The sequence below is a fragment of the Vibrio sp. V15_P4S5T153 genome (assembly GCF_963874485.1).
Taxonomy (GTDB): domain Bacteria; phylum Pseudomonadota; class Gammaproteobacteria; order Enterobacterales; family Vibrionaceae; genus Vibrio; species Vibrio anguillarum.
In genome coordinates, this window is sequence record NZ_CAWNHR010000017.1 from 891393 (window position 1) to 908129 (window position 16737).

General features: G+C 35.8%; 24 protein-coding genes. 13 read left to right on the forward strand and 11 right to left on the reverse strand.

The window, feature by feature from the left end; translation table 11 throughout:
* Positions 1 to 551: 551 nt before the first annotated feature.
* From AACT42_RS15420 to AACT42_RS15445, 6 genes are all read left to right on the forward strand, one after another.
* Positions 552 to 896 (forward strand): hypothetical protein, encoded by a 345-nt coding sequence (locus AACT42_RS15420; RefSeq protein ID WP_094131867.1) that lies wholly within the window; start codon positions 552 to 554, stop codon positions 894 to 896.
* Positions 897 to 1104: 208 nt separating this feature from the next.
* On the forward strand, positions 1105 to 1860 hold the full coding sequence (locus AACT42_RS15425; RefSeq protein ID WP_094131869.1) for a TraX family protein: 756 nt from the start codon (positions 1105 to 1107) through the stop codon (positions 1858 to 1860).
* A gap of 19 nt (positions 1861 to 1879) precedes the next feature.
* Positions 1880 to 2170, forward strand: coding sequence for a hypothetical protein (locus AACT42_RS15430; protein ID WP_045592013.1), 291 nt, complete (start codon positions 1880 to 1882; stop codon positions 2168 to 2170).
* A gap of 119 nt (positions 2171 to 2289) precedes the next feature.
* Positions 2290 to 2952, forward strand: coding sequence for a hypothetical protein (locus AACT42_RS15435; protein ID WP_094131870.1), 663 nt, complete (start codon positions 2290 to 2292; stop codon positions 2950 to 2952).
* A 121-nt stretch (positions 2953 to 3073) separates the two neighbouring features.
* Positions 3074 to 4261: a hypothetical protein gene (locus AACT42_RS15440; RefSeq protein ID WP_094131871.1), complete on the forward strand. Its 1188-nt coding sequence runs from the start codon at positions 3074 to 3076 to the stop codon at positions 4259 to 4261.
* A 47-nt stretch (positions 4262 to 4308) separates the two neighbouring features.
* A complete protein-coding gene (locus tag AACT42_RS15445) occupies positions 4309 to 4812 on the forward strand; it encodes a hypothetical protein (protein ID WP_094131872.1) in 504 nt (167 codons plus the stop codon).
* Positions 4813 to 5218: 406 nt separating this feature from the next.
* Here the strand turns inward: AACT42_RS15445 and AACT42_RS15450 are convergent, their stop codons facing one another.
* The 3 genes from AACT42_RS15450 to AACT42_RS15460 form a co-directional block, all read right to left on the reverse strand.
* Positions 5219 to 5410 (reverse strand): hypothetical protein, encoded by a 192-nt coding sequence (locus tag AACT42_RS15450; RefSeq protein WP_094131874.1) that lies wholly within the window; start codon positions 5408 to 5410, stop codon positions 5219 to 5221.
* A gap of 78 nt (positions 5411 to 5488) precedes the next feature.
* Positions 5489 to 5671 (reverse strand): hypothetical protein, encoded by a 183-nt coding sequence (locus tag AACT42_RS15455; protein ID WP_094182891.1) that lies wholly within the window; start codon positions 5669 to 5671, stop codon positions 5489 to 5491.
* Between the two features lie 532 nt (positions 5672 to 6203).
* Complete coding sequence (locus tag AACT42_RS15460) at positions 6204 to 6860, reverse strand: 5' nucleotidase, NT5C type (protein ID WP_094182938.1); 657 nt, start codon at positions 6858 to 6860, stop codon at positions 6204 to 6206.
* Positions 6861 to 7020: 160 nt separating this feature from the next.
* Between AACT42_RS15460 and AACT42_RS15465 the strand changes: the two genes are divergently transcribed.
* From AACT42_RS15465 to AACT42_RS15475, 3 genes are all read left to right on the forward strand, one after another.
* Positions 7021 to 7626, forward strand: coding sequence for a hypothetical protein (locus tag AACT42_RS15465; RefSeq protein ID WP_094182939.1), 606 nt, complete (start codon positions 7021 to 7023; stop codon positions 7624 to 7626).
* 415 nt (positions 7627 to 8041) lie between these two features.
* Positions 8042 to 8686, forward strand: coding sequence for a hypothetical protein (locus tag AACT42_RS15470; protein WP_094133196.1), 645 nt, complete (start codon positions 8042 to 8044; stop codon positions 8684 to 8686).
* Between the two features lie 95 nt (positions 8687 to 8781).
* Complete coding sequence (locus AACT42_RS15475) at positions 8782 to 9315, forward strand: hypothetical protein (RefSeq protein WP_094133195.1); 534 nt, start codon at positions 8782 to 8784, stop codon at positions 9313 to 9315.
* A gap of 41 nt (positions 9316 to 9356) precedes the next feature.
* Here the strand turns inward: AACT42_RS15475 and AACT42_RS15480 are convergent, their stop codons facing one another.
* From AACT42_RS15480 to AACT42_RS15490, 3 genes are all read right to left on the reverse strand, one after another.
* On the reverse strand, positions 9357 to 10112 hold the full coding sequence (locus AACT42_RS15480; RefSeq protein WP_094133194.1) for a hypothetical protein: 756 nt from the start codon (positions 10110 to 10112) through the stop codon (positions 9357 to 9359).
* A gap of 61 nt (positions 10113 to 10173) precedes the next feature.
* Positions 10174 to 10515, reverse strand: a complete 342-nt coding sequence (locus AACT42_RS15485; protein ID WP_141194985.1) for a hypothetical protein — start codon at positions 10513 to 10515, stop codon at positions 10174 to 10176.
* On the reverse strand, positions 10505 to 11194 hold the full coding sequence (locus AACT42_RS15490) for a hypothetical protein (protein ID WP_094133192.1): 690 nt from the start codon (positions 11192 to 11194) through the stop codon (positions 10505 to 10507). Before AACT42_RS15490 ends, AACT42_RS15485 begins: the two co-directional genes overlap by 11 nt.
* A gap of 61 nt (positions 11195 to 11255) precedes the next feature.
* On the opposite strand from AACT42_RS15490, the gene AACT42_RS15495 reads away from it, so the two are divergent.
* Positions 11256 to 11654 (forward strand): hypothetical protein, encoded by a 399-nt coding sequence (locus tag AACT42_RS15495; RefSeq protein ID WP_094133191.1) that lies wholly within the window; start codon positions 11256 to 11258, stop codon positions 11652 to 11654.
* A gap of 51 nt (positions 11655 to 11705) precedes the next feature.
* Here AACT42_RS15495 and AACT42_RS15500 read toward each other — a convergent pair whose 3' ends face one another.
* Genes AACT42_RS15500 through AACT42_RS15510 form a run of 3 tightly spaced genes read right to left on the reverse strand, consistent with a single transcriptional unit; the run spans position 11706 to position 12955 of the window.
* On the reverse strand, positions 11706 to 12197 hold the full coding sequence (locus tag AACT42_RS15500) for a hypothetical protein (RefSeq protein WP_094133190.1): 492 nt from the start codon (positions 12195 to 12197) through the stop codon (positions 11706 to 11708).
* 57 nt (positions 12198 to 12254) lie between these two features.
* Positions 12255 to 12668, reverse strand: coding sequence for a hypothetical protein (locus tag AACT42_RS15505; protein WP_094133189.1), 414 nt, complete (start codon positions 12666 to 12668; stop codon positions 12255 to 12257).
* 20 nt (positions 12669 to 12688) lie between these two features.
* Positions 12689 to 12955 (reverse strand): hypothetical protein, encoded by a 267-nt coding sequence (locus tag AACT42_RS15510; protein ID WP_045591993.1) that lies wholly within the window; start codon positions 12953 to 12955, stop codon positions 12689 to 12691.
* Between the two features lie 198 nt (positions 12956 to 13153).
* Between AACT42_RS15510 and AACT42_RS15515 the strand changes: the two genes are divergently transcribed.
* The 3 genes from AACT42_RS15515 (at position 13154) to AACT42_RS15525 (ending at position 15231) form a co-directional block, all read left to right on the forward strand.
* Positions 13154 to 13726, forward strand: coding sequence for a hypothetical protein (locus AACT42_RS15515; RefSeq protein ID WP_021486326.1), 573 nt, complete (start codon positions 13154 to 13156; stop codon positions 13724 to 13726).
* A gap of 78 nt (positions 13727 to 13804) precedes the next feature.
* The gene (locus AACT42_RS15520) at positions 13805 to 14554 is read left to right on the forward strand and encodes a hypothetical protein (protein ID WP_094133225.1); all 750 of its coding nucleotides are present in this window, start codon (positions 13805 to 13807) and stop codon (positions 14552 to 14554) included.
* 2 nt (positions 14555 to 14556) lie between these two features.
* On the forward strand, positions 14557 to 15231 hold the full coding sequence (locus tag AACT42_RS15525) for a hypothetical protein (protein WP_094133226.1): 675 nt from the start codon (positions 14557 to 14559) through the stop codon (positions 15229 to 15231).
* A gap of 44 nt (positions 15232 to 15275) precedes the next feature.
* Here AACT42_RS15525 and AACT42_RS15530 read toward each other — a convergent pair whose 3' ends face one another.
* A complete protein-coding gene (locus AACT42_RS15530) occupies positions 15276 to 15629 on the reverse strand; it encodes a hypothetical protein (protein WP_094133227.1) in 354 nt (117 codons plus the stop codon).
* 303 nt (positions 15630 to 15932) lie between these two features.
* Positions 15933 to 16406 carry a DUF4262 domain-containing protein gene (locus AACT42_RS15535; RefSeq protein WP_176432239.1) on the reverse strand — a complete coding sequence of 158 codons (474 nt, stop codon included), beginning with the start codon at positions 16404 to 16406 and terminating at the stop codon, positions 15933 to 15935.
* Positions 16407 to 16737 lie beyond the last annotated feature (331 nt).

Sequence of the window (16737 nt, forward strand, 5' to 3'; positions counted from 1 at the left end):
CCGTAAATAAGCGTATTGATACAGGTGATAGCCTAATGCACCTTGATCAGACATTGTTGAAAGTATTGAATAATTCTAGTGTGACATGAAGGTGCCAAAAGGCAGGCATAAGTGATTGGTGAATCTAGATTGGGTATTAACCGAGAAATCCAAATCGGTGAACTAAGACGTTGGGAATGCTATTCATTGGCGATTCACTGCCGTAAGCAGTTTGAATAATAGTGCGTATTCTGGCGCGAGAGACGCGATACTCATAAGGAATTTGCAATAGGAAAGTTGGCTCAAGTGATCGAGGCTGTTCGTAGGAATGCTAAGGTATAGAATACTAAGTCCGTTGGAATATCGAAGCCTGCCAACCATTCTAGAATGCTCACTATTATTTAGAATTTCTCTTTTGGGTAGGATGTGTAGATCCTTTTTTCCCAAGATGCACCTTGGCATGTTACGAAGAGAATGGGAACCCCAGTCTTATGGCTGGGGTTTTTCTTTACTTGAATTATTTAATATGTAAAATAATCAACACTAAGCAATTAATAAAAAATGAAATCTATATGATTATCCATAATATGTTTGCCAAAGAAGGTCGCTATTATGAGTATGCGCCAAAGCGATTCAATTCTAAGCATTTTCAGAATGATATGGATGCACTTCGAGTTCTGCATTCTGAAATTGAAAAAATGCGCCACCAGCCACCTACAGTAATTGAAAAAATGAAAAGTGCTGACACCCAAATTGGCACTGAAGAAGGTAGAGAAAAGGCAGCTATCGCGGCAGGTAGTTTTCTATCATCGGCTTTGAAAACAATGTCTCGTCATTGTCAATGTGCAAACTCTGGGAACATTGTTCGACACTACTTTCCAAGATGGACAACCTACAAACAACCTGAGTTAAGATAATTTAATAGGAGTGGTTGATTATGGGTATTGGGTTTTGGGTGTTGTTCATACTTTGTTCGGGCGCTATTGGTGCGGTATTTATCAATCCTATTTCAGATTTCAAAGATTACTCTACCCTAGTAATCGGAACCGCAGCAATTTGTTTCTTTATCGCTATTTGTTTCAACTTAGCGGACTATATCGCCTATAACATGACAGGACTGTTCCTATGAGTACCACAATAAGAAATGGCGCTGTTGACATGCTAAAGCTCATTGCAGTTTTAGCTATGGTGATAGATCATTCAAGATTTTTCTTTCCAGAATATCGAAATGTCTTGGTTACTATCGGTAGATTAGCATTTCCGATTTTTGCTTTTGTTGTCGCTTTCAATCTATCAAACGCTTACAAGAGTGGTCGAGATGACATTATTGATAAATACTCAATTAATCTAGCGATTTTCGCGGTTATTTCAGAGATACCACATGAGATGCTATTGAGGATTAATAGTGATATCGAATTAATGAATATCATGTTTACTCTTTTTGCTGGATTGGTAGTGACAATTTTATATGCCTCTGAAAACAAGCTGTATTTAAGAGGTGTAGTACTACCAGTATTTCTTCTCTGCCTAGCTGTATACCAGGATGGATTCGAATACGGCATATTGGGGATTATGATTGTCCCATCCATGTTTCTGATGATGCAGACAGAATCAAAGCTGAAAAAAACAATGTTCTTGTTAATTGGTATTGTTTTGGCAGTGCTGTGTAATCTTCAATACATGAAGGTAGTCATTGGATTCTATGGCTTGTTCAATTCTTTCACTACGCCTCTGATTATCAGCTCTGCGTTTGCATTGGTGCTGTGTTTTATGGCTACACAGTTCAAGATGATTAACATAAAAGCCCCCAAAATGGGTAAGTGGATGTATTGGTTCTACCCTGTTCACATGCTGTTTATCGCCCTGGCTTTAAAACTTTAATGATAGGTTTTTGATCCCAATGAGAGATGAATTCTGTAAGGCTGTACTAGCCCATGCTCAAGAAGGTGATGGTTTTGTTGGTGATTTACATATGGCTGTGATCACTAACAACCAAGGCAAAGCAGAGATTGTAATGAAAGAGCTTAAGATTCTCCGTTCAAATCTAGGAATAATCTATTCGGACTTGCAAAAAGAAGCTATTAAATCAAATCAGTATCTTTTGGCATATAAGGATGATTTTGAGCGATTTTGTAAGAGCTATTCTTTTCGAAAAGAAGACTTTATCCAGTGGTTGTCGATTGAAATTTAACACTGTTTGAAGTGGATCTTGATTTTTCCATTAGCAGCTCGAAGTTATATGAGTTTAGTGTAATAATGACCAGTCGTAGTATCGTCAAGTTAATTCTATTGATTGGATAGAGGTTAGAGATGTCAGTAAGACAATCCCAAAAGGATAAACGAAGAAAGCAGCGCAAAGCTAAAGTCAAAAAGAATACTTCACTAAGCAACAAGCCTTCAAAGGTCATTATCAATGATGTGAAGCCTAAGCTAATTGAGTATCTTCGAAGTAATGATCGTTACATGAATTACTTCAAGAACCTAAAGCGTGGAGAGGTGTACTTGATTGCTACTGAAGAAGTAAGCACTAATCACCTAATCCTCTCAGAAGATGAATATTGTTCCATGATGCCTGAAGGTGATGCGGAAGCAATTAAGTTAGATCTTTCTCAGCTAACGACTGAAAAAGTGGTTGCTTATACCGAAGATGATGGCGGATTCATGACATACTTCCTGAATGTAAGTGAGGTGCTGTCAATCTCTGACCTTGACGAAATTAAAGAGCGGTTTAGAGAAAAATTGCAAGCTCGACTAGAAAAGCGCTACGAAACGATGACATTTGATGAAATCAGTTGTCATGGCAGCAAGATGAGATTCGATATGGAGCTTGCTATTGATGGTTATCCATTTGAAATCCCAGAAGGTAGAGACCCTAAAGACTACGAGCCTTTACTATCTAGACAAGAGTACCTTTCTGGCACATTTGATGACATTATTGATGAAGTCTTCGCTGAGGCTAGCAAAGCTGCTTAAGTAACCTTCCGTTTTTGTGAAGAAAAAAAGAAAGTGTAACTCACTTTCTTTTTTATTGGTGTTTACTTTTAAGCATACTTATGTATAATAAGTATAAATTAAATAATTAAAGGACACCGCCATGAAATTTAAGAAATTCAGACCAGAAGGTTTTTTTGCTAATGTATATCACGTAGCGCCAATTGATGACGTTTACGTTTACGAGCTACTTATTGACTTTAAACACTACAAAAACTCGTTTAAAGGCAAGGTCTATGTTTCATTAACTGAATGGTTTGAAAATGCCTTTAATGATCAATCTATCTTCACAATTAACAGCACTACATTTGTATTAAAGCTGATTTACGATTACGAGAAAGCTTCTCAAGACGCATTTTTAATGCCTAAGCTGATTATCTGTCATGAAGAGTCTGGAAGTGAATACGCTACATTTATGCTTACCCAGTCAACTTTGAATTTCCTTGATGGGAAAGTGTCTGAGCTTATGACTGATCTAGATGAGAATGTGGATTTGTGGTCAAAATACATCAGTCCTGTTATCGAAGTTGATTTCCAGTGCGATGTTGAAGCCGAACTTAAAATGCTAAGAGCAGAAGGTCATGTAATTTACCTTCCTGACTCAGAACTGAAAGGATACCCTCAGATTCGCGCTCTAATGAACAAGGCTGGTGGTACTTATCAAGATGGCACCTTTGTATTCGAAGGTAGCGCAGAAAGCGTTCTGACGCGATTACAGGAAGGAAAAGCGGTAAATGACAAGAAGCTATACCAGATCTTCGAATCTACAGACAATGTTTCATCTAAGGTTGTTAAAAAGCTAGATCTAAAACCAGAAGATAAGTGGCTAGAGCCAAGCGCAGGACGTGCAGCAATTGCTAATAAAATGCGTGAAATCTCAAGTGATGGCGTTGTGTGCGAAATCTTTGATCTGAATATCAGCAGTCTTAAACAGCAGGGATATACTCCAATCGAAGGCGATTTCATGAGCGTTACACGCGAGCAAATTGGCATGTTCAATAAAATTGGTGCTAACCCTCCTTTCTGTAATAACCAGGACATTAAGCACGTTCGCAAGATGTACGATGAACACTTGCTTGATGGTGGTCGTCTAGTAGCTGTGATGAGCCAAGCTTGGGTAACAGGAAAGCAAAAAATCCAAATTGAATTCCGTGAATGGTTAAAAGCAGTCGGCGCAGATATCGAAATGCTTGATCGCGGTGAATTCAAAGATTCAGGGGCAGACGTAGCTACTGCAATTGTAACTATCAATAAATCTTCGCAAGTGATCGAAGAAAGACTATGCGCATAAGCTAATTGTTGATTGCCCCTGAATAGGGGCTTTTAAGAGAGTTTATTATGATTATCAAAATTAATGCAGGAATCAGCCTAAATGAAATTGCAGGATATACAGCAAGCTTAGCAATTGAGAAGGCGCAAAAGAACAGTGTTCCTGATCTTAAGGTTTCTGATATTGAATCTGCTCGACGCATGGGGATTAATCAAGGGTTCTGGGAGTTCACCGTTAAGCTTCTAAATGAGTCATTACATTTAGCTACAGAGCTTGTTAAAGATTTTAAACCATCGCCTATGTTTCTGCATGAATTCGATAAAGAGTCACTGTTAGAATACTTCGGAACTGAAAAGTCTATGGCTGAGTGGTTGAGTCAATCGGATGGCGAGAGTGATAAGATTGAATCGCTTTGCCAGTGTGATTATGACTCAGGTGTTAAGGCAAAAGCTGACGGTAAGATTGAGAACAGTGTTTTTCTTACTGGTCGTAATATTGGAATTGAGCTTGCTTACAAAGCAGTTAGGAAAAACAATTTATCATTAGCTGAATGCATTATGGGGGAATTATGATTACAGGCGGATACACACTCGATTTGATTTGTGATTGCGAAAAATGCAAGGTTTCAACGTATAGTCACGAGATCAAAACTGGTGAGTTTACTGGTGAGAACTATGCGGAATGCGCAAGAATTGCGAAAAATAATGGTTGGAAATTATCCAGAGACAGATTGTACTGCTCTGCCCCTGGTCATTCAAAATTTGAGCGAGACGATTAATAATATTGGAGACAGTCTCTTATTTCGATTCCTCTGAGGCTGATGATGAAATTCTTTCACATTCATCAGCCATTTCCATTAAACCTTCGAGAAATTCAGGGGTCTGCCAATTGTGGGAGCAGATTATAGTTACATATTGCGTAATAAAGATTCATACTAAGTATTAAAATGTCATACTAAATTTTCAGCGTTATCTATTTTCACAAACCTTCCGCTCGTCTAATGTTCTTAATGAGAAAGCGAATACTATTTGTGGCGTGATAAATACCTTGCCCTCGTTGTGCAGATTCATTAGTCGGACTCTTAGTTATTAGATTCTCCGCAACGTTTTCAAGCTCGCTAAGTGAATCTTCGATCTCTTTCAGAGCATTATTTGCATCGTATGTATTCATAGATTGTATCTCCGTTTAATTATTCTTAACTTCTGATACTAATTTAACACATATGTTAATTAACGCAAGTGTTAAATATCACAAATTCACGATTTTCGATGTTGGCTTGTAGATCTCACCATTTGCCAAGTTGATTTTGTAGTCATTCTTCAACCAACGGCTAAGCTCAGAGCCGATAATATCTTGATTATCCTCAAGAAATTTTTTCTTGTTACCACGTTCTTTGCCGTAGCGTTTTTCTATGTAATCTATTAAAAACACGATGCAACTCATTTAATACAATTTAACACCACTGTTAAATTAACACTATTATTAACATTAGTCAAAAGGCTTGCTCTGAAGCTTTAGATAACTGAAAGTCTTTGGGGGAAAAACGAGTATGACACTTTAATACTCATCTTTAGCTCGATTCAGGCTCGGAAGTTGTAATTAGTATGATTCTTTATTTATGTTCACATTGATTCTAATAACGGTAAGAACAAGGTTATTTTTTCTTTTTAGTATGCAACTTTATTCCTCTACCACACCAATATCCAATGATCTCAGGCTCTTTTTCACAATCACATCGCTGCGGTTCTTCGCATCCACAATCATAAGTTTCATTGACATTCTCCCCTCCCTCGCTTCGCGCCCACTGAGTGGGTAAGGAAGGGGATTCATTGTTATTTGATTAACAATGGCTGGCTTCTCACGAAGCCAGTTGATTCCTGTTTTGGGTCGTCACTTAAGACTAATTTATGATCTGACATTATCATGCTCCTTTATGATTTTTTGCGGGTTTACAAGATGATTCTTAAGCCGCTGATCTTACTTGGTACTCAACACGGTCTGCAAAGTCCTTAACAGTGTTAAATCTCTGTCCATGATAGTCAGAATTCCATTTATCAATGCCTTTAAATACTCTATTCCAAGGTTGGTCAATGATAATTGGTAGCAAACTAGGAGTGCTATCCATAGCATCAATGATGTTGTATGGAGCGTCATCAATTAAACAAGCTGCACCACCAGCAATAGAGTTATACACTTCTGATTTGGGTATAATTCTAGTATCTACAATATGTAAGTGATGATGTGGAACATTGTTCTTTTCCAGCCACTCCCTTGTTTGTGAGTGTGAAAAATTAAAGCCTCCACGAGCAGTAACGATATGGATTGTGAATCCTTTATCCAAAAGCATTTGTAAGCCTTCAATCGCGCCTTTTTTAACAGGCATTTTGAGAAAAACCTCCTCTTTACGAATAATTTCACCAAACTCATCTTTGCTAAGGTTGTGACGTTCGTAATAATCGTAAGCTAGATAATCTGAAACAGAGAGCTGAATATAAGAGGCTTGGTTCATATGGTGATTGATCACAGGAGCAAAATCACCTAATACATCATCAAGGTCGCAAATAATATTGCGATTAAAAAGCGTAATCACATTGTTGCTGATTTGAAACTGGCTAATCATTTACTTACCTCTTTTTAATTATAAAAGAAATTATGATATGAATAGATATTGAAGTCAAACAATGACACTCAATGTATTGACAAATAAACACTATCTGAATATAATAAAAACATTAATTTTCTTAAAAACCAAGTTTAAATTGCAAGATTAACGGTGATATATGTGTATTCCAAATAAAGAATTAGATTATTCATTACATGAATATGTAGAGAGATTCAATAAAATAAAGAGAATGCATGAAAGTAAGAATTCTCTATCATGCTTTGTTTTTTGCTCTCTAGTTTTTTATACAATTGCTTGCATTATAGATGGTTTTTTTGAAATTAAGTTTTCGTTAGTTCAGATAGATTTCGAAGTTGAGTTGCTTGAGATAGTAAAAGGCTTGTTTTTTATTCTTGTTTGCTATCAGTTGGATAAGTACGGAGATTTTATTAGGCTTCCAAAATATGCAGCTATAACAGAATGTAAAATTGAAACGGAAGATAGGCTTAAAGATATAGATTATATTTGCAATAATATGGAACAAGCTATAAAGGAATCATTCGAAATTATTGGTGAAAAACAAATTGATTGGTTACTTTCACCTGAATCAGTTGGGATTTTAAATGATTTAATTTTAGGAAATATAGAACTAAATGTTAATCACTATCCAATTTTTCAAATAATTTTCAGTAAGATGCCAACAAGTTCTTCAGTTAAGATGCTGAAAGAAAATTTAGGAATTAGTGATAACCACTCCATTGTAAAAAATGTTAAAAAACTGTAAAAGTGCTTATCATTATAAAAACATAATATTTAATCGAATTGTTTAAGTATACAAAACCCCATAATTTCATAATTATGGGGTTTTTTAATGATTTTGGATGAGATGGGTGGTGAATCGAATCAAGTTTTCATTACAAGGTGAGAAATTCATTTTGTCTGGTAGATTCGATGATGGTCATCATCAAGGTCGCAAATAATATTGCGATTAAAAAGCGTGATCTCTATGTTTCTGATTTGAAACTGACTAATCATTTATTGGCCTTTTTATTAATTAATAAAAGGATTATGATATGAATAAGTACTCATGTCAAACACCGTGACTTAAGGGATTGACTTTTATGCGCAAAAACTGATAATGAAATGAATTTGAATTATTAATAAAAAGCCAGCTAGCTGGCAAAACCAATGGTGGATTTATGTCTGTTTTAACTAAAGAAGAAAATGAGTATTCATTGAATGAGTACATAGAAAAGTTCAAAAAAATACAAAGAATGCATGAAAGTAAGTATAAGCTGGTGAGTTTTACTCTATGTATTCTTGCTTGCTACGCTATTGCCTGTATTTCGGATGGCTTGCTTGCATTTCACTTCTTGATAACGATGATAAAATTTGAAGTTGAGTGGGTTGAGCTAATAAAGGGGTTGTTTTTTATTGCTGTGTGCTTCCCATTGAACATGTATCGCGAATTTCTTATGTCACCAAAATATGCAGCAATAACAGAATGTAAAATAAAAACAGATGAACGACTTAAAGATATTGAGTATATGAGCGAACATATGGAGTTGGCTCTTAAGGAATCATTCGAAAGAATTGGTGATGTAAGAATAAATGAATTGCTTTCATCTTACTCTGTGGGTGTTTTGAATGATTTAGTTTCTGGGAAAAAGGATTTTAATGTTGAATATTATTATATTCTGCAAAGAATTTTCGATGAAATTCCAAAGTATGAATCTATCTCAGAACTAAAAGAAAAGATGGGGCTAAAACAGGTTAAGACTGACATCGCTAAAGAAAGCGATCTAGTTTCAGAAAGATCGGAGATAGAAGATGCAATATCTTAGAAATTTGTTTGAATTTCTTTCTAGTAGAGTATTTATAATTATCTTTTATCAGTGTCTTAGTTGCGATGTCTGGATATCAACTTATCATTCACACAATGAAGCAGCAGCAATACGTTGACTATCGGTTTGTAACTGAGGTTTATGTTACGGGCTTTGAAGAATGCGAGCATGAATTGTCTTTAAATGATAAGTCTATTGGAGAAAGGTGTGTTCGAATTTATGACTACATTGTTTCATCCAAGAAGAGAAAAAAGCTTGTAGGGAGTATTGATATCTCAGAACGTCCAGTTATTTTAGGTGCGACTATCTATCTAGATCCGATTTATTTTGATATCGATAATGCTGTTAAGAATACAGGGATAATCTATGATATCTTAATTCATGATTTCAGTATTCCATATGAAGTGGTAAATGGAACTGATGATGTAAACCAGGAGAAGCATGATTCTTGGATTGAAGCTAATAAAGGCAAAGTTGAAAGTATTCAGAGATTGAAGTCTGAAGCGATATCTTTGACGAAGGAAAATTATTCTCGCGCTATGGATTTGCTTAAATGGTCTGTATTCATGACACTCCTAACCCTTTTCTACTGTCTCATAAATAGCATGTTGGGAAGAAAAGAAAGATAATAGATTAAGCCCCAATTCTCAATGATTTGGGGCTTGCTTGATTACAATGGTGCGCGTGATTTTGTAATGTACTTAGTAACTGCGTCTTCTTTGATTTCACGATCACCATTTAAGAAGTATGTTCCATCGGACTTTTTAAGTCTCACCTTAGTTAGGGATAGGATGCATGAATTTCTAATAACCTGCACTTCAACCTCATCACCTGCATCTAGAAGGTCAAATAGAGCTTTTGATTCCTCTTCACTTACAATGCGATATGAATTAAGCAATCTTTGGTTTTCTGTCTCAACCTGTTCCTTGTAAGCTTTATCTTCCTCAAGAGCTTTTTCATAACACTCTTTGTGAGATTGCTTAAGAACATCGATAATTGCATTCTTAAATTGCTCCAGAGCCTTATAGAACTCATTTGCAAGAATGTTAGATGCAACTGCTACGCGAACAAATTCTTTTTCAGCCCCTACAGATTTTTCGCTGTAGTCAGAACTAAAGAATAAATGCGCTCCATCAAATGAACCGTGGATGTTTGTAAAATCTGATTTACCAGTATATCCAAATGTTACTTTACCAATTCGGTGCTCTCTTCGATGTTGGTCTTTATCATCAGATAGGAATACATCAAAACTCATATAGGAAGTGTTTTCTTCTTTGCAGAATGAAAACTCGCTTTTACATTTGAAACTAACCCCATCAACAAAGAGCGCTGTTGTCATCGGGTTGTTGTTAGTCCAAATTTCAGGATTAGAGCCTGAAGCGATAATTGAAAATAATTCTTGTGCGGTTTTTGGTGTGGTATTCATAATGCGTTCCCCTATCCACTGTGTTTTTAATTATACATATTTAGCGCTACAAGTAAAGCATTTAATGAACCATTGTTTTTGCAGGTAATCCTTTTACTTCTCGTCCAGCAACCCAAGGCTTGATGAATTCCTTAATGTAGCTGTGTGTGTGCTCATTCGAGGCGAACCAGCAAGTATGATAGTTGCTATCAACAATCTTGTATCTTCTTTGATTAAAACCGTTTTGGTATAATTCCACATGGAAATGTAGTTGATACTCAATGTGCTCAAAGTTATCAGACCATAGGTTGTACTCGCACTTTGTTTTATGAACAAGTTTGAATTTTTGCTTATCAATCCATTCTTTAACGTCTGAATGAAAAGAATAAACTAGCCTGAGCAACCAAAACTGACTAGTAAACATGCACATAACCCACTCTAACCATATGATCAACAAGGTCTTTATTGGAAATGACTTCCATATCGGATGTGTACTTGCTAAATCTGTCTTTAATTTTCGCAATGCAAAATGTTTCAAAAACTTCACAAAGAGTGCCATCTCTGACCGTTAAAGTGAGTAGTTTTAAATCTTCCTTGTGAGGATTAGTTGGAACATTAATCCGCTCATGAATATCTTGAATTATTTCTCGTGCTGTTCGCTTGTCAATTTTCCTGTATTTGCCAGAGGATTCAAGCAATGCATTAAATTCAGCCTGACTAAAGCGCCTTTTCCTTTCAATCTCTTTATTTCGAAAGGAATCAAGTGTTTGGATGTGATTTTGAAAGATATCCTCAATACTGTCAGAAAGGATGCTGAAAGCTAACCCTTTACGCTTAAGAACTTCCAGAGTTGTTAACTCGTCAGTTGGAAGAAAAGTTTCAATCTCAAAGTCTGAGTGCCAACCTAGATTTTGGGTGTATTTCACAAGTGCGGATAGCTCATTACTAAAGCCTTTTACCGTGAGAAAAATACCTAGATTTCCGTTTTCATTCAAAATTAGTTTTGCTTTGATGTTTGAATCTGCGCGGATTGAAAAGATGGCTGGCTTGCCATCAAATTCGACATCTTTAAGGTTCACTTGTGAAATAACTGACTTTGACATATTAACTCCTTATCTGGTATTATTATATACATATTGCATCAAAAGTAAATGAGGATTAAGGGTGGGATTAAACATAAAAGAAGCAAAGCAAGCGGTGGATGAAGGGAAGCAAGTTTGGTTTTTTATTAACAAGTTTACTGATCTTACAGAAAATCTGTATGTAAACATCACTCCAGCAAAAGTGGCTGAAATCATAAGCTATAAAGATAGAAGTCATGAATCTGAGCTAGTGCCTCTTGGGAAAAGAGGTGAGCCATTATCCAAAAAATACACTATTACAGAGACTTCTTTACACGGCGTGAGATGTTTTGCTAGATTCTTCTATGATGAAAAGTTATGTTTTGAAGCGTACAACAAAGATCTAGACAGCTACATTTCTAAACTGGAAGAAAGAATGGCGTTTGAAAACAAAAGAAGGCTGTCTGTCATTGAAAAGATTAAAGGAAGAAAAATTAATTAAATTAATTGCATAAATAAAAGCCCATAACTAAGAAATTATGGGTTTTATATGTTATTTTTTGTATGAGATTTTTCCTTTATCTGCAATAAGGTACTCATCAAAACCAAACGGCTCACCATCTAATACAATAAACTTATCAGACTCAAACAGTGTGATATCTTTGGTAGTCTTCTCATCCTCTAAGTCAAACTTGTTTTCTGTAGCGTCAATATAGATGTAGTCATCACCACATCCTCTATCGACACCGAATAGATCGCAAAGCTCATTACTGACTTCGATAAGTCTTTCATCCTCATCACCAGGGATTTTTAGGTACTTTTCAATAATGTCGTCTGGAGTTGTATCGCGATAAAAGGTAAACCCGTACTTCATGAACGGAGTGCTGAATAGTTGATGCTCGCCGCTTTTAATATTGCGAACAAGAATATGGCCTTCAGACTTGTTGTTATCAATTAAAATTCCGCGATCTACAATCTTGAATGTAGATTTTTTCGAATCTTCACAGATGTATTTCGCATCTTCAATGTTTTGTACAGTTATCATCTTTATTTCCAATAGAAGATGTGGAAAACCCCAGCATATGCTGCTGAGGTTGAATTTTTAAGACAGGAAAATATTTCCTAGACTGATATCTAGCTTATGATTCACATAATCCCAAAACTCATTTTTCTCATGCTGATAGGTCATTCCTAATAGAGAAGTAATCTCAAAAACATCAGCACACATTTCAATTAGTTTGGCTTTGGCGCTTTCTGAAATATCAGGTTTATCAGAAATGAAGCCAAGGTTTTTGAAGGTGTTGAACTGGCTTTGTAGCATCGTGGATGCAATAATAGCCGCTTCAGTGCCACCAAGGTATTCAGTCAGCAGATCAAGTCGTTCAGAACTGTTTCTCGGCTTGTTATCAAGCAATGCCAGAACAATGTTAATCGCAGTTTTTCGCTTTTCGAACAGCTCTGTTTCTTCATCTTTTTGAGCGAGAAGAATATTGAATGCAGTGTCGTAATTATGCATGGTGCTACTCCTGACAGCTATTAAGCTTCTTGCTTAATTTGTGATTTAATTTCTTTAATGAAAAGCTTTGCTTGCTTTTCAGACTCAAATTCGTGCGGTTCATCGGTTGCACCTAGCCAAACCCACTTGTTCTTGGTTTTGTTACCTTTACACATAACGCGATGAGATTTAGGCTCTGTTGCTTCGAAATCATTCACATCATAAGCTGGTGAATATTTGAATGATAGCCCCTCAATCTGAGCAGCATTCTTTGCGTCTTGCTTCATTTTGCTGGTAAGTGTGGTCATTAGGTATCTCGCTATTGGAATTTAATTATCTTAAATAATTTATCCTTATTATACACAAAAAAGATAGACTGTAAAGATGAATTGAGAAGTACAGAAAAAGAAAGCACAATCGATATTGTGGGTTTACCCACTTTGTTAGGTATTGGTTCCACAAAATTAATATTCATAGTAAAATATCAAGAAAAGAGAGTTTTTATTATGAATAAAAATGAACTATACCAATCAGAAATTAATCTGATAGAAAACATAAAAAAATACATCAACTACAGGAACAATGTTCAAAACATCCTTTTTCACCAAGAGTACATAAAAGTTACCTTATACATCCCTCTCGTTTTTACCATCTTGTTTGCCACTTTCTTCATTCTGGCTCCTAACATCCACCCATCATCAGGCTCTGTCCATGTATCAGCTCTTGGATTTATTGCTGTTGTGATTGCTTTCACCTTAGCCATTTCAGTTGTCAATGCGGCAATAAACAAGAAATCTATCATGAAATATGGTTTCATTCCATTTGGCTTATCTTCACTTTTTGACAGAGATTTTATTGAAAACAGGGATAAGATTTCAGATATAGAAGACAAACTATATGAAATGGAGATGGACTTAACATCTGAGATGCTTATGTATCAAGATTCTATGCAGGATTGCCCATCTACCGAGCTTCTGGTTTTGCTGAGTGACTATGATGCTAAAATCTACAAGGAGGTGCTTAAATCCGTCAATAATGAATATGGTGGTGAAGTATTATGCTGGATTGATGATATTTAGAATAAAGGGCGCATAGCGCTCTTTTCTTTTGGGTTTATTTTTGTATAATCTAGAAAATTAACTAAAAAGACCAACTAAATGAAAGCGATAGATAGATTAAAAGACCTTCACTTTAGTAGAGATCCTGCGCTTTACGATCAATGGAGTATTGAACGGATAATCAACTCCATACAATCAGCGAAAGAGAACAAAAAGTGGTTTGAAAACGCCTCGAATAACGCAAGAATTTATAGGGTGATTGCTGTTGAACCTTACCTATTTGCAGCGGCTTCCGTTATTGCGGGTATTGTTTATCTTTTTATCTCAAATTTTGCCACAGAAATGGGGATTGATAAACCGTCAGCATTGATACTGTATTTAATGATTTGCGCATTGGGATCAATTCCGTTCTATTTAATAAGATGGGTGTCGGTTATACCAAGGGCTAAGTGGACAAACAAGGTCAACTGGAGCTGGAAAGAGGTATTGCCTTACAATTTAGCAACAGCAACGGATAAATCACTAGCTCATAACTTCAAACAAAGGAAAGCAAACAAAGCGGAGTTTTTAAGTAAAGAGAAAAGAATGAAAGATAACTTTGCTTCTCTTATTACTCCAGGATCAGAGTTTCCATATGAGTATGTTCATAAGTTAACGGAGGATTCGGAAGTCCGAGCGATTTACATCAAAATGTTGCGAGACCAATTGGAAAATAGACTGAATAACGAAAAGGCACTCATTCAGAATAGATTTGAGCAATTAGTCGGAACTGAAATGCATAGAGAAAATGAAAGCTGGTCAGAGATTAGCAATCCAGACCATAGAATCTACGGTAGCTTTAAGGAATAATAATGAATACTGAGCAATTTCTAAATAAGTATCAAGATGGTGGCGAATTTTTAGATGAGCGCGATGTGAAAGAGCTTATTGGCTGTGTCCAACAAGCTAAAGCTAATCGACAAAAATTCAAAGAGGTGGAGGCCAACAGGGTCTATTTTACTTTTAGCGTCATTGTGTTCTACGTAATGATTGCGGGGATCTTTATTGTTCTTAATTTAATTTCTGGATTGGGTGTTGAAAAATTTAACGATGAAGTAAGAACAATGTTCTTCAGTATTTTTGCTTTGATCGCTTTGTTCCTTACTTCCGCTCCTGTTTATAACTATGTGAAAGGAACTGGGCTGAATGCGTTCAAATACTCTCTTCTTCCTGGCGGATTGGCTATCTTGTTTGATAGAGAAATTATTACTGATCACTTCAACTACCGAAATCTTGAAAAGGCTAGTGATGAAATTGATGAGTCTAATGCTCGTAGATACAGCGTAATCAAGTCTAAAGGTCAAATCCCTTACGCTATCGTGGACAGATTCACAGGAAGTAGTCGCGATACGCTTGTGCATCTTCTGAATATTCAGTTCAAAGAAATGAATGATGAGCTTTATGATGCAAGACAGCGTGATTTTGACAACTGGTTCAACTCAGTTAATAACGGTGCTACGCATAATTGGGATAAGTTTGTAAATTGATGTTGAATATAGGTGCTTATAAACATTGAGCACCTATTAATTACTTAGAAGTTTTCGTTGAGAAATTTTGAAAATGGGATTTTGTCTAAGTGACCTAAGTGCGACTCATAAACATAGTGTATTTTCTGAAATTTTGGATTAATTGAAATTATTTGTCCGTATATTGGATTATATCCATCATCAGATTCACAATAAAATTTTGAGGCGCTAAATACGATATTACCCAATCCATCTACAATAAGGTTGTGCGCAATAAGAAATTTGACACCTTCAAAAACATCATCCTTTGTTACATCTACATCAAGGCATTTTGTTTGGATTAAATCTTCAATCGGAACTTTATTTCCAAGATTTAATATTGTCTCTGCCATTCTGCAAGCAAATAAGTTAGTTATCATTAGAGTTCTCCTTTTTTTAAACTCAAGATAATTACTAAACAATATGATAAAAATTGTCAAACATATTTTTTATATTTAGTCATCTATTTGCAATATATAAATCCAGGTCAACTTCATAATCATTAAAAATCATATATAAATAAGGCAAGTACAAATCAGTTTTTATTTTCACATAATAATCAATATTTCTATATGAAAAAATAAACCCTATTAAATAGGGTTTAAATATATCCATTCTATGAAACATGGAATAAAGACACTCCTTTGACTCTATTTTTTGTTTCTATGATTCAATTCCCTGCGCTAATTTAAGGTTAGCTTTTTAAAAATTTTCTGAGGAACGCCTTTGTGATCGTATTCGGGATGATCTGGGTAATGGTCGTTATGGTCTGCAAATACTAGCTGAACGAACGACACCCCATTTTGAGCAAGGTGAAAGTTTTCTTGATAATATGCAATGGTTTGACAAACATACTTATCTGTTAGCTCTCCACTTACACTTAGCTTTTCGAACTTCATCAGAGCATCTGAACCATCGCGCTTTTCAAACATAGGCTCTACACTTTTCAGATCAACGCCTTCTTCAAGCCACTTATGAAAAAAATGATTGATCAGATTGGCTTGAGTTCTTTGACTCATGGTTGTGATAATGATTTCTGGAAGTCCGTAATTGGTCATGCCTGTACTGTATGCGAAATTGGAAACGCCATGAATAATAATTCCATGTCTTTTAATTGCACTTTCGATCTGCATGTTTCGCAGGGTAATGTGGTTCATTGTTACAGCACTCATTATTTTAAATTAATTAACCTACAATACATTAATTAATCTAAAAGTAAAGAAAAAGCCGCTTAAGCGGCTTTATCGCCTGTCGATTCGGGAACTTAACTCTCGACTAAGGTATTTGCACAAGTTATATAGCTTTGCGCGAATCTGCTGTTCTCTTCTATAGTTACGGTCAATAACTCCACCTAAATAGCGATGCCATTTAGATGGAGCTTAAAATCAGCCCCGTCAGAGAAACAGTCTAACGGTTTTGATTTTTTAACCACTGAACCATTCGGTGTCCAGTAGCTCGGCTGAAAGACGCAGCCACTACGAATTAGAC